Raw genomic sequence first — 14,120 nt, 5'->3', positions numbered from 1 at the left:
TCTGTCCGCCGGGGCCGGCTTTGCCCAGGCGGGCCGACCCATGGGAGGGGGTGCCGGGACCTGTTCCGGCACAGAATACAAGAGGAGGATTACGTGAAACATTACCGATTCAAGGGGCTCGTGCTTGCCGCCGCCCTGGCGCTCGCCGCGCCCTTCGCACAGGCAGAGACGCCGCCGGATACGCTGATGGTGGCGCAGGCAATCGACGGGGTGATTTCCTTCGACCCCGCCGAGGTCTTTGAATTCGTCAGCGGCGAGGTCAGCAACAACGTCTACCTGCGGCTTGTCGCCCGTGACGAGGACGACCAGACCAAGCTGGTCGGCGGCGCGGCCGAAAGCTGGGAGGTCTCCGAGGACGGCATGACGCTGACCTTCAAGATGCGTCCCGATCTGGCCTTCGCCTCGGGCAATCCCGTCACCGCCGACGACGCCGCCTTTTCGCTGCAGCGCGTGGTCACGCTGAACAAAAGCCCGGCCTTCATCCTGACCCAGTTCGGCTGGACTCCGGAGAATGTGGCCGAGATGGTCACGGCGCCGGACCCTTCGACCCTGATTATCAAGATCGCCGAACCGATGGCGCCGACGCTGGTGCTGAACGCGCTCTCGGCCGGCGTCGGCTCGGTGGTCGACAAGACCGAGGTCATGGCGCACGAGAAGGACGGCGACCTGGGCCACGACTGGCTGCGCACGAATTCCGCCGGCGCCGGCGCCTTCGTGCTGCGTGACTGGAAGGCCAACGAAGTGATCGTGCTGGAAAGCAACGCGTCCTACTTCCAGGGTGCCCCCGACATGAAGCGGATCATCATCCGTCACGTGCCCGAAGGCACCACGCAGCGCCTGATGCTCGAAAAGGGCGACATCGACATCGCCCGCAACCTCGGCTCGGATCAGCTCGAAGCGCTCAGCGCCAACAACGACATCAAGATCGAACTCGATCCCAAGAGCACCGTGCTCTACCTCGGCATGAACACCACCAAGGAGATGTTCCAGAAACCCCAGGTGATCGAGGCGATGCGCTGGCTTGTCGATTACGAGGGGATCGCGGACAAACTGCTGCAGCGGCAGTACAAGGCGCACCAGTCGGTGCTCTCCAGCGGCAGCTTCGCCGCGCTCGACGACATGCCCTATTCCTTCGACCCCGAAAAGGCCAAGGCGCTCCTGGCCGAAGCAGGCTATGCGGATGGTCTGAAGATCTCGATCGACATCTTCGCCGCTTCGCCCTTCCGCGACATTGCCGAGGCGATGCAGGCCGATTTCGCCAAGGCGGGCGTCACGCTCGACATCATTGCCGGCGACCGCAAGCAGACGCTGACCAAATATCGCGCGCGCAATCACGAAATGGTGCTGATGGTCTGGTCGCCCGACTATGGCGATCCGCATTCGACCATCGACTTCTTCGTGAGCAATCCGGACAATTCGGCCGAAAGCAGCGTCAAGACCGCGGCCTGGCGCAACGGATGGCAGGATAAGGACGTGCAGGCGATGGCCGAGCAGGCCATGCGCGAGCGTGATACCGACAAGCGGATACCGCTCTACGCCGACATCCAGAACGCGCTGCGCCACAACAGCCCGATGGCGGTGATGTTCCAGCAGGTCGAGCCGGTGGCGATGCGCGCCAACGTCGAAGGCTGGATCTCGGGCCCCGCCTTCGACACCTACGTGTTCCGCAGGATCACCAAGTGACGACCGCTTCCGCGACCGGAGACACCGGAGGCGCCGTGCACGAGCTCGGCGCCATCCATCGTCGCGGACGGGCCATGGCGCGCTTTGTGATCAGCCTGGTGCTGACCCTGCTGGGCCTGACGCTTGTGACCTTCATGATCGCGCGGGTCATCCCGATCGACCCGGTTCTGGTAATGGTCGGCGACCGCGCCACGCCCGAGGCCTATCAGGCCGCGCGCGAGGCCCTCGGCATCGACAAGCCCCTGCTGGTGCAATACGTCGATTACCTCTCCAAGGTCGTGCTTGGTGACTTCGGCGTGTCCAACATGACCGGCCAGTCCGTGCTCGACGACACGCTGCGGGTCTTCCCCGCGACGATGGAGATGGCCATCGTGGCCACGCTGATCGGGACGCTGCTCGGACTGCCGCTGGGCGTCACCGCCGCCGTGCGCCAGGGCCGTCCGGCCGATCACCTGATCCGCATCGTCTCGCTGGTCGGCTATTCGGTGCCGGTCTTCTGGATCGGTCTCGTCGGCCTGCTGGTGTTCTACGCCAAGCTCGACCTCGTGGCCGGGCCGGGGCGGCTCGACATGGTCTATCAATACACCGTCCCCGTGCGCACGGGGTTCGTGCTGATCGATACCGTCCTCGCCGGGGAATGGAGCGCCTTCGGCAATGCGGTCTCGCATCTGATCCTGCCGGCGGGGATCCTGGGCTATTTCTCGATGGCCTATATCGCCCGCATGACGCGCTCGCTGATGATCGAGCAGCTGTCGCAGGAATATATCCTCGCCGCCCGCGCCAAGGGCGTCCCAGCGCGCCGGGTGATCTGGCGCCACGCCTTCGGCAACGTCGCGGTGCCGGTGCTGACGGTCGTCTCGCTCACCTTCATGTATCTGCTCGAAGGTGCGGTGCTGACCGAGACCGTCTTCGCCTGGCCGGGGCTCGGTCTCTACATCACCCAGGCGCTATTCTCGGCCGACCTGAACGCCGTGCTGGGCGGCACCCTGGTGATCGGCATCTGCTTCGTGATCGTGAACCGGGCCACCGACTTCTTCTATAGCATCCTGGACCCGAGGACGAAATGAGCGCAGCACATATCGGCCGTTCCCCCGCCTCCGGGTGGCGGGGCTGGCTCACCGCCGAACAGCCCGAAAGTGTGTTTCAGGGCCGCGCGGTGCAGCTCTATCTCTCCGCCCGCCGGTTCATGGCCAACCCGCTGGCCGTAAGCGGCTTCCTGATCGTGCTTCTGCTGCTGGTCACGGCGGCGGCGGCGCCCTGGATCGCCACCCACGACCCGCTGGCCACCGACCTCGAGATGCGCCTCTTGCCGCCCTCTGCCGCGCATTGGTTCGGCACCGACCACCTGGGGCGGGATATCTTCTCGCGCATCGTCTACGGCAGCCGCGTCACGCTCACCATCGTGTTCCTGGTGTCGATCCTGATCGGGCCGGTAGGCCTCGCCGCCGGTATCGTCGCGGGCTATTTCGGCGGCTGGGTCGACCGCACGCTGATGATGATCACCGATATCGTGATGGCCTTTCCCCGTCTGGTCCTCGCGCTCGCCTTCGTCGCCGTGCTCGGTCCGGGGATCGAGAACGCGGTGATCGCCGTGGCGCTGACCGGCTGGCCCCCCTACGCGCGCCTCGCACGGGCCGAGACGCTGTCCTTCCGCCGGCGCGAGTTCATCCAGGCGGCGCGCAGCCAGGGCGCCTCGTCCCTGCGGATCCTCGGCCTCTACATCCTGCCGCTCTGCATGCCCTCGGCCATCGTGCGCCTGACGCTCGACATGGCCGGCATCATCCTGATCGCGGCCGGCCTCGGGTTCCTCGGTCTCGGGATGCAGCCGCCGACCGCGGAATGGGGCTCGATGATCGCCACCGGGCGCGACTACCTGATCGATCAGTGGTGGGTCGCGACGCTGCCCGGTGCCGCGATCTTCGTGACCTGCCTCGGCTTCAACTTCCTGGGTGACGGGCTGGTCGATGTCTTCGACCCGCGCCAGTCGTGAGGAGGGCGCATGACCGCCATCACTGACAGGCCGCTGGTCGACCTGCGCAACCTGACCATCACGTTCGCCGGCCATCGCGGTCCGGTGACCGCGGTGCACGACCTGAACCTGACGATGGGCCGCGAACGCGTCGCCATCGTCGGCGAGAGCGGCTCGGGAAAATCGGTCAGCGCGCGGGCCCTGATCGGCCTGCTGCCCGCATCCGCCAGTGTTGCGGCGACCCGGATGGATTTCGACGGAATCGACCTCAGGGGCATGTCCGAACCGGGGTTCGAACGCCTGCGGGGCAGCCGGATCGCGATGATCCTCCAGGACCCGCGCCAGTCGCTCAACCCGCTGATGACGGCGGGCCAGCAGATCGTCGAAAGCTGCCGCCTGCATCACCGCGAGGGTCGCCGCGCCGCGCGCGAACGCGCCATGGACTTGCTCGAAGCGGTCAGCATCCGCGAGCCGCAGCGCGTCTTCGACCTCTACCCGCACGAGGTATCGGGCGGAATGGGCCAGCGCATCATGATCGCGATGATGCTGGCCGCGCAGCCCGACCTGCTGATCGCGGACGAGCCGACCTCGGCGCTGGACATGTCCGTGCGCACCGACGTGCTGGAAGAGATTCAGAAGCTGGTCGAAGACCGTGGCATGGGCCTGCTGCTCATCAGTCACGACCTCGACCTCGTCGCCTCCTACACCGACCGGGTCGTGGTGATGTATGCCGGGCGGGTGATGGAAACGTTGGAATCCCGCCATCTCCACGCGGCGCGCCATGCCTATACGCAGGGACTGATCGGCTGCCGCCCGGTGCTGGGCCATCCGGTCGACATGCTGCCGACCCTGGAGCGAGAGGAGGCGTGGAAGTCATGACCGCAGCAGCTGTCGACATAGAAAACCTCAGCGTCCGCTTCGGCGCGGCCACCGTCGTGCGCGGCGTCTCCTTCTCGGTGCACCCCGGCGAATGCGTCGGCCTGGTGGGCGAGTCCGGGTCGGGCAAAAGCACGATCCTGCGCGCGATCATGGGTCTCGAACCGGTTTCGGACGGGCGCGTCGTGATCCATGGAATGCCGCCAAGCCCCGACCGGCTGACCCGCGCGGGCGCCGTCCAGATGGTCTTCCAGGATCCCTATGCCTCGCTGCATCCGCGCCAGACCATCGGGCGCATCCTGGAAGAGCCGCTGCGCATCCACGGCATCGGCGGGCGCGAAGACAAGGTGCGCGCGGCGCTGGCGGCGGTCGGCCTTCCGCTCGCCTTCCGCTTCCGCTTTCCGCATCAGCTTTCGGGCGGACAGCGCCAGCGCGTCGCCATCGCCCGCGCCCTGATCCTCAAACCGCGCGTATTGCTGCTGGACGAGCCGACCTCGGCGCTGGACGTCTCGGTGCAGGCCGAGGTGCTGAACCTGCTCCGGCAGCTGCACGCCGAAAGCGGCTTCTCCATGCTCTTTGTCGGTCACGATCTCGGCGTGGTCGCCCATATGTGCAACCGCGTCATTGTGCTGGAAAACGGTCTCCTGAAAGAGGAACTCACCCAGCAGGCGCTTCACGCCGGCCAGGCCGGGGACCCCTACACGCGCAAGCTGCTGCAGGCCGCGCGGATGGAGGCCGCGGCGGCCCTGCACGACCGCTGACCGCTTCAGGACGCGAAAGGCCCGCGGTTGCCCAACCCGCGCGAGATGGTCCCGGCATAGCGCTTCACCGCTTCGCCCAGCTCTGCCGTGCGCTCCGGGTCGGAGAGGCGAAAGTCGGGGCCGGACACCCCGACGGCCGCGATCGGTTCATTGCGCGAGTCGCGGATCACCGCCGCCAGACCCCAGACGGACTCCCGCCATTCGCCCTTGTTGATCGAATACCCGCGCGTGCGGGTCTCCAGCAGATCGGCCCGCAGGACCTTGGGGTCGGTGATCGTCACGTTCGAATGCTTGACCAGCTTCTTCAGGATCGGCGTCAGCGCCTCGTCGGACAGTTCCGACAGCAGAGCCTTCCCGGTCGCCACGCAATAGGCCGGCGCCCGCCCGCCGGTGCGCGTATAGGCCCCGACCGGCTGCGGGCTGTCGATCTTGTCGATATAGATCACTTCGGTCCCGTCCAGCACCGAAAGGTGCACCGCCTCTCCGGTCTCATGCGCCAGATCGTGCAGCGGCACCGAAGCGCATTTGCGCAGGTCCAGCCGGTTCACGATCTGCGACCCCATCTCCCACAGCTTGAGACTGCTGGTGAACTCCTTGGTGTTCGGGTTCTGAACGATATAACCCGCGTGTTCGAGCGTCTTCAGCACCCGGTGCGCGTTGCTCTTCATCAGCCCGAGCTCATTCGCGATATGGGCGGATTTGACGGGGTCAGAGGCACTTACGACCTGTTCGAGGACCTGAAGGCCTTTCAGCAATGTCTTGTCCATTCCGTCTCTTCCCTGCCTGCGATTCGGGTTGGGGTGCACCTTTATGGTGTCACAATTTGGGATGCCATTCCATTTTTTAAGAATCACCTCCGCCACCGCTCCGCCGCCCCGACCGCGATTTCCGAAGTGTGGAACCCAGTCTACCCCAATGTTCACAAGCTCAGCAGGAGGCGAACCGATTTCTTGCTTGACCTTTAATCTCAATGGCTCACAGTATTCCATATAGAGGTATCATATCTCAATATTTAGAACTATCCCTTGGGGTATGAGGAGGATGATTTGAGCGCAACCGAACACAGCTTCGATGCCCCGCTCGCCGGCGTGACCGTGGTGGAGTTCTGCAGCGTGGCCGCCGGGCCCTTCTGTGGAATGCTGCTGGCCGACATGGGCGCCGAGGTGATCAAGGTCGAGCCGCCGGGCGGCGACACCCTGCGGCAATGGCCGCCGCTGAACGAAGGCTTCAGCGAGAACTTCGCCTCGCTGAACCGCAACAAGATGTCCATCGCGCTGGATCTGAAATCGCCCGAGGGCCATGCCATCGCCGACAGCCTGATCCGCCGCGCTCATGTGGTGATCGAGAACAACCGCCCCGGCGTCATGGATCGCCTGAACCTCGGCCCCGCCCGCTATCGCGACAGCCGCCCCGACCTCGTCTACTGCTCGCTTTCGGCATATGGCCAGACCGGCCCGCGCGCCCGCGACGGGGGCTTCGACGTCACGATCCAGGCCTTCTCGGGCATCATGAGCGTGACCGGCGAACAGGACGGCGGCCCGGTGAAATGCGGCGTGCCGATCTCCGATTTCTCCACCGGCCTCTACGCGGCCTTCGCCATCTCCTCGATGCTGACCCGCGTGCGCGAGACCGGCAAGGGCGGCCATGTCGACATCTCGATGCTGGGCGCCAGCCTGGGCATCGCCGCCCTGCAGACCAGCGAATACTTTGGCAGCGGCCGCGACCCCCAGAAGCTGGGCGCCGCCCATCCGCGCAACGCGCCCTACGAGGCGTTCCAGGCCAGCGACACCCACTTCGTGATCGCCGCCGGCAACGACAAGCTCTGGTGCTCGGTCTGCGACGTGGTCGACCGCTCGGACCTCGTCGAGGACCCGCGCTTCCTGACCACACGCGACCGGGCCGCCAACCAGAGGGCGCTCAAGCAGATCCTGAATGCGGTCTTCGCCACCCGTCCGGCGCGCGACTGGCTCGACAGCCTGGCCGCCCAGGGTGTGCCGTGTTCGCCGATCAACGCCTATTCCCAGGTGCTCTCGGACCCGCATGTCGCCGAACAGCAATGGGTGCAGCCGCTGCGGCTGCCCAACGGTCAGGAGACCCAGACCTTCGCCAGTCCACTGCGCATCGACGGGAGCGCCCCGACGATCCGGCGCGGGCCGCCCGACCTCGACGGCGACCGCGCGGCGGTGCTGGACCTGGTGCAAGAGATGGAAAAGGACCGCGCCGCAGCGGCGCGCTGAACGGAGGACATATCATGGCGGAACAACTGAACACCGGCCGGCTGCGGCATTTCCTGTCCGAGCTCAGCGCGCTGGTCTCGCGGGCCGATGGCGACGAGGCGCTGATCCTCAGTGACGGCGCCGACCTGCTGCGCGAGCTGGTCGCGGTCGACGACTGGCTGCCCGCCGCAAGCGCGCAGGGCCGCCCTCAGGGCTATCAGCAGCATCTGCTCTACTGCGACCCTCAGGAACGTTTCTCGGTTGTCAGCTTCGTCTGGGGGCCGGGGCAGGAAACCCCGGTGCATGACCACACCGTCTGGGGCCTGGTGGGCCAGTTGCGCGGTTCCGAACGCAGCATCGGCTACGAACTGCGCGACGGCCGCATGGCCCCGACCGACAACGAGGTGCTGAAGACCGGCGAGGTGGTCGCCGTCTCGCCGCGCGTCGGCGACATCCACAAGGTCAGCAACGCTGAAATCGACCGGGACTCGATCTCGATCCACGTCTACGGCGCAAATATCGGCGCGGTGCGCCGCCATGTCTTCGCCCCCGACGGCACGGAATCGACCTTCATTTCCGGCTATTCCAACGCCACGCTGCCCAATATCTGGGGCATGGCCGGATGACCGCACCGCTGCGCGTCTCGGACGGCAAGGGGCACCGGCTGCTGACGCTGGACCGTGCCGACAAGGGCAATGCCCTGTCCGAGGATCTGGCCGACGCCCTGGACGCGGCCTTTGCGCAGGCCGTGGACGACGATGTGCCCCTGCTGGTGCTCATCGGCGAGGGGCGGCACTTCTGCACCGGTTTCGACCTCGCCGACCTGGAAGAGCGCAGCGACGGCGACTTGCTCGCCCGATTCGTGCGCATCGAGATGATGCTCGACCGCCTGTGGCAGCTGCCCGTCCCGACTCTCGCCATTGCAAAAGGCCGCACGATGGGCGCCGGGGCCGACATTTTTGTCGCCTGCCAGCGCCGTGTGGCCATCGAGGGGACAAGCTTTGCCTTTCCGGGTGTGAATTTCGGACTGGTGCTTGGAACCCGCCGCCTGGGCGCGCGCGTCGGCGACGGTCCGGCGGCGGATATCCTGCTGGGCGGGCGTCAGGTCACCGCCGAAGAAGCGCTGGCGTTCGGCCTCGTCCAGCAGGTGATCGCACCGGGCGCAGAGACGGCGGCCATCGCCGCCGAGGCCCAACGCGCCGCCCGCCTGCCGGCGATCACCGGTCGCGCGCTGCGCGCCGCGCTGTCCGGCCCGGCGGATGCCGACGGCGACCTGGCGCGGCTCGTGCGCTCGGCCGCGCCGCGCGGACTGCGCGACCGGATCATGGCCTATCGGGCCGGATTGAAGACAAGGACCAGCGCCGCTCCGGCGCAGAGTTGAGGGAAGAGGAATGAACGACATGACCCGTCCGGCGCGCATCGCCGAGATGCTCGAGCCCAAGTCCGTCGCGGTGATCGGCGCTTCGGAAGATCTGACCAAATTCGGCGGCCGGCTGTTCAAGCTGCTGGTGCACCACGGCTTCGAAGGCGCGATCTACCCAATCAACCGCAAGCGCGAGACGCTGCTGGATATCCCCTGCTACACCGATATCGGCGCCACGCCGACGCCGCCCGATATGGCCGTGATGGCGGTGCCGCGCGACCATGTGAAGGCCGCCGTGCGCGAATGCGCCGAGGCCGGCACCAAGGCCGCGATCATCATCACCGCCAAGTTCTCGGACGCCGGCGAGGAGGGCGCCGCGCTCGAGGCCGAGATCGTGGAAGAGGCCCGCAAGTTCGGGATGCGGCTGATCGGTCCCAACTGCCTCGGCCTCATCAGCCCGGTGAACAAGCTGGTGCTCTGCGCATCGCCCGCGCTTTTCGTCGACAAGCTGCTGGTCGGCCGGATCGGCATGGTCAGCCAGTCGGGCGCGCTGATGGCGACGATCTTCGACCGGGCGCAGACCCGCGGTGTCGGCTTCTCGCATTGCTTCTCTATCGGCAACCAGGCCGATCTCGACCTGTGCGACTTCCTCGATTTCCTGGTCGACGACCCCGCCACCGACGTGATCTGCACCTATATCGAGGGCGTCAAGGACGGCCGGCGCTTCCTGGACGTGGCCGAACGCGCCCGCGCGGCCGGCAAACCCGTGCTGGCGGTCAAGGCCGGCCGCACCGACTTCGGCGCGGCGGCGGCCTTCTCGCATACGGCCAGCCTCGCCGGCAGCTACGAGGCCTTCGCGGCCGCCTGCCGCGAGACCGGCGTGGTGCTGATGGACGACCCCGACGCGATGATCATGCTGGCGGCGGCGCTGACCCGTTTCGATCAGCCCGAACGCCTGGAAACCGCGATTCTGACCACTTCGGGCGGCGGCGGCGCGATCACCGCCGACCGGCTGACCGACTGGAACCTGCCGCTGGCCAGCTACGCCCCGGAAACCGTGACGGCGCTGGAACAGTATTACTACCCCGACAACGCCAAGGCGAACCCGGTCGACATGGGCGCGGCCATCACCGGTGGCTCGATGCTGGTGGGCGAGGGCTCGGCCACGGCGCTGCTGAAGGACACCGGCTCGGGCATCGTGCTCTGCCCGCTGACCACGGCGCCCGACATGCGCCTGCTTTGCGAATGCATCGCCAAGGGCCTGGCGGGCGCCGAGGCGGGCGGCGCGCGCAAGCCCTGCCTCGTGGTGCTCCAGCCGGGGCAGGCGGCCAACAAGGCCCGCGCCGAACTGCTCAAGCACGGGCTGTTCTACTTCGACTCGCTTGATGAGGCGATCCGCGTGATCGACGGCTATCGCACCATGCAGGCCATGGCCGGTTCCCGCGCCGACAAGGGCACCTCGCCGGGCAGCATATCCGCTCAAGGGCTGAGCGGCGCGCTCGACGAGGCCAAGGCAAAGGCGGTGCTCGCCGACTACGGCGTGCCGGTCAACCGGGGCGCGGTCGCGCCCGACGCGGCGGCCGCCGGCAGGGCTGCGGCGCGGCTTAAGGCGCCCTTTGTGGTCAAGGTCGTTTCGCCCGATATCGTGCACAAGTCCGATGCCGGCGGCGTCGCGCTGAACCTCGGTGACGCGCAGGCGGTCGAGGCGGCCGTCGCCGAGATGGCCTCCCGTCTGGCTGCAAGCCACCCCAAGGCGGCCATCGAGGGCTACCTCGTGCAGGAAATGGTGTCGGGCGAGCTCGAGATGTTCGTCGGTGCACGGCGCGATCCGCTCTTCGGGCCGGTGGTCATGGTGGGCGCCGGCGGCGTGCTGGTCGAACTGCTCAAGGACGTGGCCGTGCGGCTCGCGCCGGTCTCGCCGGCCGAGGCCCGCGAGATGCTGCTGGGTCTGCGCGTCGCGCCGCTGCTCAAGGGCTTCCGCGGCAGCGCCCCGCTGGATCTCGATGCGCTGGCAGATTCCGTCAGCCGGGTCAGCTGGCTTGCCCACGACCTCGGCGACCGCTTCGGCGAACTCGACGTGAACCCGGTGCTGGTCGGCAAGGCCGGTCAGGGCTGCACCGGCGTCGATGCCCGGCTTCTGATGAACGACGACTGAAAGGGAAGAGGAAAGAATGAGCGATATTGATGTCCGGCAGGAAGGCCGGGTCACGGTCTTTACCATCAACCGCCCGGAAAAGCTGAACGCGATCAGCAGCGGCGTTGCGGTGGACCTGCAAAACGCCTTCGGGGAATTCGACGCTTCGGACCAGCGCGTCGCGGTGCTCTGCGGCGCCGGCGAAAAGGCCTTCACCTCGGGCGCCGACGTGACCGACCTGCCCGAGCTCTGGCGCTGCGTGCCGACCGTCGGCATCCGGACCAACAAGCCGATCATCTGCGCGGTGGACGGCTGGTGCGTCGGCGGCGGGCTGGTGATGGCCGCAACGTCGGATCTCTGCGTGGCGACGGAACGGGCCAAGTTCTCCTATCCCGAGGCGAAACTGGGCCTGACCGGCGGCATCATCGCCGCGCTGGCCGCCCGCATCCCCCACAAGATGGCGATGGAAGTCATGCTGCTCGGCCGCCCGGTCTCGGGCCGCCGCGCCTACGAGATGGGCCTGGTCAACGAGGTCGCGCCCGAGGGCAAGCACGTCGAGGTCGCGCTGGGCATGGCCCAGGAACTGGCCGGCATGGCGCCGCTGGTGCTCGGTACACTCAAGGCGATGGTCAACGACCACATGCTGACCAAGTCGCCTTCCGAACAGATGGCGCTGACCCAGGCGGCGCTAGCGACCGTTCGGAACAGTGCCGACCTGCAGGAAGGACTCGCGGCCTACCGCGAGAAGCGGAGCCCCAACTTCACGGGGAAATAAGGGAACCGACATGACGCTTTTCACCTCGGCTCATTGGGGCATCCGGACCGCCGAAACCGGGACAGACGGACAGATCAGGCTGACGCCCTGGCCCGGCGATCCCGATCCAAACGTGATCGGACTGGACCAGCTCGAGGCCGGGGTGCAAGCGATCAGGGTCCGCCGGCCGTCCGTGCGCAAAAGCTGGCTGGACGGCGGACCCGGCAGCCGCCCCGACCTGCGCGGGCGCGATCCCTTTGTCGAGATTGGCTGGGACGAGGCGCTCGATCTCGCCGCGGCCGAGATCGACCGGGTCCGCAAGACCCACGGCAACGGCTCGATCTTCGGCGGATCCTACGGCTGGTCCAGCGCGGGCCGCTTCCATCACGCGCAAAGCCAGGTCCACCGCTTCCTGAACGCGGCGGGCGGCTACGTGCGACACGAGAACTCCTATTCGCTGGGTGCGGCGCGGGTGATCCTGCCGCATGTCATCGCGCCGATGCCCTATGTCATGGCCAACCACACCTCGTGGGACGTGTTGCGCGATCATACCCAATTGCTGCTCTGCTTCGGCGGGGTGCCCTGGAAGAACGCCCAGATCTCGGCCGGCGGCGTCCTGCGCCACCATGTCCGCCCCGGCATCGACGCCATGCGCGCGGCCGGCATCCGCATGGTGAACGTCGGCCCAGTGGGCGACAATCTCGACAATTCGGCCGCGGAATGGGTGCCCTGCCGGCCGAATACCGATACCGCCGTCCTGCTGGGCATGGCGCATGTGCTGCAGGACGAAGGGCTGGCCGACCGCGCCTTCCTCGACCGCTACTGCACCGGCTACGACCGCTTCCTGGCCTATCTGACCGGTGCCGCCGACGGCACCGCGCGCACCCCGGAATGGGCCGAACACATCTCGGGCGTGCCGGCCGACACCATCCGCCAGCTGGCGCGAAACGCAGCCGCGAACCGCACCATGCTGAACATGTCCTGGTCGCTGCAACGCGCCTCGCACGGGGAACAGCCGGTCTGGGCGCTGGTCGCCGTCGCCGCGATGCTGGGCCAGATCGGCCTGCCGGGCGGCGGCTTCGGCTTCGGCTATGGCGCGGCCAACACGCTGGGCAGCAACGAGGGTCTGCTGGCCGGGCCGACCCTGCCACAGGGCCGCAACGCGGTCGCCGACTTCATCCCGGTGGCCCGGATCGCCGACATGCTGCTCTCGCCGGGAGAGACCTATCTCTATGACGGGCAGACCCGGACCTATGCCGACATCCGGCTGATCTACTGGGCCGGCGGCAACCCCTGGCACCACCATCAGGATCTGAACCGCCTCGAACGCGCCTGGCACAAGCCCGAGACGGTGATCGTGAACGAACAATACTGGACCGCCACCGCCAAACACGCCGATATCGTGCTGCCCGCCACCATTCCGGCCGAGCGCGACGACATCGGTTATTCCACGCGCGAGGGCCATATGGTCGCGATGCGGCAGCTGCTGCCGCCGCTGGGCGACGCGCGCGACGACTACGACATCTTCACCGACCTGTCGCGCCGTCTCGATTGCGAAGAGACCTTCACCGAGGGCCGCGACAGCGCCGCCTGGCTGCGCAAGCTCTACGAACAGAACCGCGGTGTCCTGGCCCGGCAGGGGATCGACATCCCCGACTACGACCAGTTCCGCGAGATCGGCCTAATCGACTTTGCCGACCAGCAGGGGCCGGTGGTGATGTTCGACGCGTTCCGCGCCGATCCCGAGGCCAACCGTCTGTCCACGCCTTCGGGACGGATCGAGATCTTCAGCGAGACAATCGACAGCTTCGGCCTTGCCGATTGCCCCGGCCACCCGTCCTGGCTGGAACCCGACGAATGGCTCGGCGGCCTGCCCCAGGGCGACGACCGGCTGCATTTGCTCTCGGACCAGCCGGAACGCAAGCTGCACAGCCAGCTCGACGCCAGCGCGCACAGCCGCGACAACAAGGTCGACGGGCGCGAACAGGTGCACCTCAACCCCGCCGACGCCGCCGCGCGCGGCATCGCCGATGGCGATGTCGTGGAACTGTCCAACGACCGGGGCGCCTGCCTTGCGGCCGCGCGGCTCAACGACCGGATCATGCCCGGCGTGGCGCGGCTGTCGACCGGCGCCTGGCATGACCCGGACGAGAGCGGGCGCGACCGCCACGGCAACCCCAACGTGCTGACGCTCGACAAGGGAACGTCGGGCCTCGCCCAGGGCAGCGTCGCGCAGACCTGCCTCGTGCGCATCACTGGGCCGGTCAATGCGCCGCCCTGCACGACGGCATTCGACCTGCCGCGTTTCGTGTCTCGCGAGGAGAGCTGAAGCGCCGCCGGGAACACAAGTTAGTAACCAAGGGA

The 14,120-nt window shown here is 67.3% G+C and carries 12 protein-coding genes; 11 read left to right on the top strand and 1 reads right to left on the bottom strand.

Annotated elements, in window-relative coordinates:
• Window positions 1–93: 93 nt before the first annotated feature.
• Genes ACFO5X_RS04250 through ACFO5X_RS04230 form a run of 5 tightly spaced genes read left to right on the top strand, consistent with a single transcriptional unit; the run spans window position 94 to window position 5,289 of the window.
• The gene (locus ACFO5X_RS04250; RefSeq protein ID WP_380715988.1) at window positions 94–1,683 is read left to right on the top strand and encodes an ABC transporter substrate-binding protein; all 1,590 of its coding nucleotides are present in this window, start codon (window positions 94–96) and stop codon (window positions 1,681–1,683) included.
• A complete protein-coding gene (locus ACFO5X_RS04245; RefSeq protein ID WP_380715987.1) occupies window positions 1,680–2,750 on the top strand; it encodes an ABC transporter permease in 1,071 nt (356 codons plus the stop codon). The genes ACFO5X_RS04250 and ACFO5X_RS04245 overlap by 4 nt, the downstream gene beginning before the upstream one ends.
• On the top strand, window positions 2,747–3,673 hold the full coding sequence (locus ACFO5X_RS04240; protein ID WP_380715986.1) for an ABC transporter permease: 927 nt from the start codon (window positions 2,747–2,749) through the stop codon (window positions 3,671–3,673). Before ACFO5X_RS04245 ends, ACFO5X_RS04240 begins: the two co-directional genes overlap by 4 nt.
• Before the next feature lie 9 nt (window positions 3,674–3,682).
• Window positions 3,683–4,531 carry an ABC transporter ATP-binding protein gene (locus tag ACFO5X_RS04235; RefSeq protein ID WP_380715985.1) on the top strand — a complete coding sequence of 283 codons (849 nt, stop codon included), beginning with the start codon at window positions 3,683–3,685 and terminating at the stop codon, window positions 4,529–4,531.
• Entirely contained in the window at window positions 4,528–5,289 is a 762-nt protein-coding gene (locus ACFO5X_RS04230; RefSeq protein WP_380715984.1) for an ABC transporter ATP-binding protein, read from the top strand. The genes ACFO5X_RS04235 and ACFO5X_RS04230 overlap by 4 nt, the downstream gene beginning before the upstream one ends.
• A gap of 5 nt (window positions 5,290–5,294) precedes the next feature.
• On the opposite strand, the gene ACFO5X_RS04225 is transcribed toward ACFO5X_RS04230, so the two are convergent.
• The gene (locus ACFO5X_RS04225) at window positions 5,295–6,056 is read right to left on the bottom strand and encodes an IclR family transcriptional regulator (RefSeq protein WP_380715983.1); all 762 of its coding nucleotides are present in this window, start codon (window positions 6,054–6,056) and stop codon (window positions 5,295–5,297) included.
• Window positions 6,057–6,335: 279 nt separating this feature from the next.
• Between ACFO5X_RS04225 and ACFO5X_RS04220 the strand changes: the two genes are divergently transcribed.
• From ACFO5X_RS04220 to ACFO5X_RS04195, 6 genes are read left to right on the top strand one after another with little or no spacing between them, the layout of a single operon-like run.
• A complete protein-coding gene (locus ACFO5X_RS04220) occupies window positions 6,336–7,526 on the top strand; it encodes a CaiB/BaiF CoA transferase family protein (RefSeq protein WP_380715981.1) in 1,191 nt (396 codons plus the stop codon).
• A 14-nt stretch (window positions 7,527–7,540) separates the two neighbouring features.
• Window positions 7,541–8,131: a cysteine dioxygenase family protein gene (locus ACFO5X_RS04215; protein ID WP_380715980.1), complete on the top strand. Its 591-nt coding sequence runs from the start codon at window positions 7,541–7,543 to the stop codon at window positions 8,129–8,131.
• Complete coding sequence (locus tag ACFO5X_RS04210; protein WP_380715979.1) at window positions 8,128–8,886, top strand: enoyl-CoA hydratase/isomerase family protein; 759 nt, start codon at window positions 8,128–8,130, stop codon at window positions 8,884–8,886. Before ACFO5X_RS04215 ends, ACFO5X_RS04210 begins: the two co-directional genes overlap by 4 nt.
• A gap of 10 nt (window positions 8,887–8,896) precedes the next feature.
• The gene (locus tag ACFO5X_RS04205; protein ID WP_380715978.1) at window positions 8,897–11,023 is read left to right on the top strand and encodes an acetate--CoA ligase family protein; all 2,127 of its coding nucleotides are present in this window, start codon (window positions 8,897–8,899) and stop codon (window positions 11,021–11,023) included.
• 16 nt (window positions 11,024–11,039) lie between these two features.
• Window positions 11,040–11,777, top strand: a complete 738-nt coding sequence (locus ACFO5X_RS04200; RefSeq protein WP_380715977.1) for an enoyl-CoA hydratase/isomerase family protein — start codon at window positions 11,040–11,042, stop codon at window positions 11,775–11,777.
• A 10-nt stretch (window positions 11,778–11,787) separates the two neighbouring features.
• Complete coding sequence (locus tag ACFO5X_RS04195; RefSeq protein WP_380715976.1) at window positions 11,788–14,085, top strand: molybdopterin guanine dinucleotide-containing S/N-oxide reductase; 2,298 nt, start codon at window positions 11,788–11,790, stop codon at window positions 14,083–14,085.
• Window positions 14,086–14,120: the final 35 nt, after the last annotated feature.

The organism is Seohaeicola nanhaiensis (assembly GCF_042654245.1).
In the GTDB taxonomy this organism is placed as follows: domain Bacteria; phylum Pseudomonadota; class Alphaproteobacteria; order Rhodobacterales; family Rhodobacteraceae; genus Seohaeicola_A; species Seohaeicola_A nanhaiensis.
The sequence above is the reverse complement of the archived record's forward strand: the minus strand, read 5'-3'. Positions and strand labels throughout refer to the sequence as shown.

Bases quoted from the DNA above. Each gene is read 5' to 3' on its own strand.
- ACFO5X_RS04240 (WP_380715986.1), top strand. From the start codon at position 2,747: ATGAGCGCAGCACATATCGGCCGTTCCCCCGCCTCCGGGTGGCGGGGC.
- ACFO5X_RS04235 (WP_380715985.1), top strand. From the start codon at position 3,683: ATGACCGCCATCACTGACAGGCCGCTGGTCGACCTGCGCAACCTGACC.
- ACFO5X_RS04230 (WP_380715984.1), top strand. From the start codon at position 4,528: ATGACCGCAGCAGCTGTCGACATAGAAAACCTCAGCGTCCGCTTCGGC.
- ACFO5X_RS04225 (WP_380715983.1), bottom strand. From the start codon at position 6,056: ATGGACAAGACATTGCTGAAAGGCCTTCAGGTCCTCGAACAGGTCGTA.
- ACFO5X_RS04215 (WP_380715980.1), top strand. From the start codon at position 7,541: ATGGCGGAACAACTGAACACCGGCCGGCTGCGGCATTTCCTGTCCGAG.
- ACFO5X_RS04210 (WP_380715979.1), top strand. From the start codon at position 8,128: ATGACCGCACCGCTGCGCGTCTCGGACGGCAAGGGGCACCGGCTGCTG.
- ACFO5X_RS04205 (WP_380715978.1), top strand. From the start codon at position 8,897: ATGAACGACATGACCCGTCCGGCGCGCATCGCCGAGATGCTCGAGCCC.
- ACFO5X_RS04200 (WP_380715977.1), top strand. From the start codon at position 11,040: ATGAGCGATATTGATGTCCGGCAGGAAGGCCGGGTCACGGTCTTTACC.
- ACFO5X_RS04195 (WP_380715976.1), top strand. From the start codon at position 11,788: ATGACGCTTTTCACCTCGGCTCATTGGGGCATCCGGACCGCCGAAACC.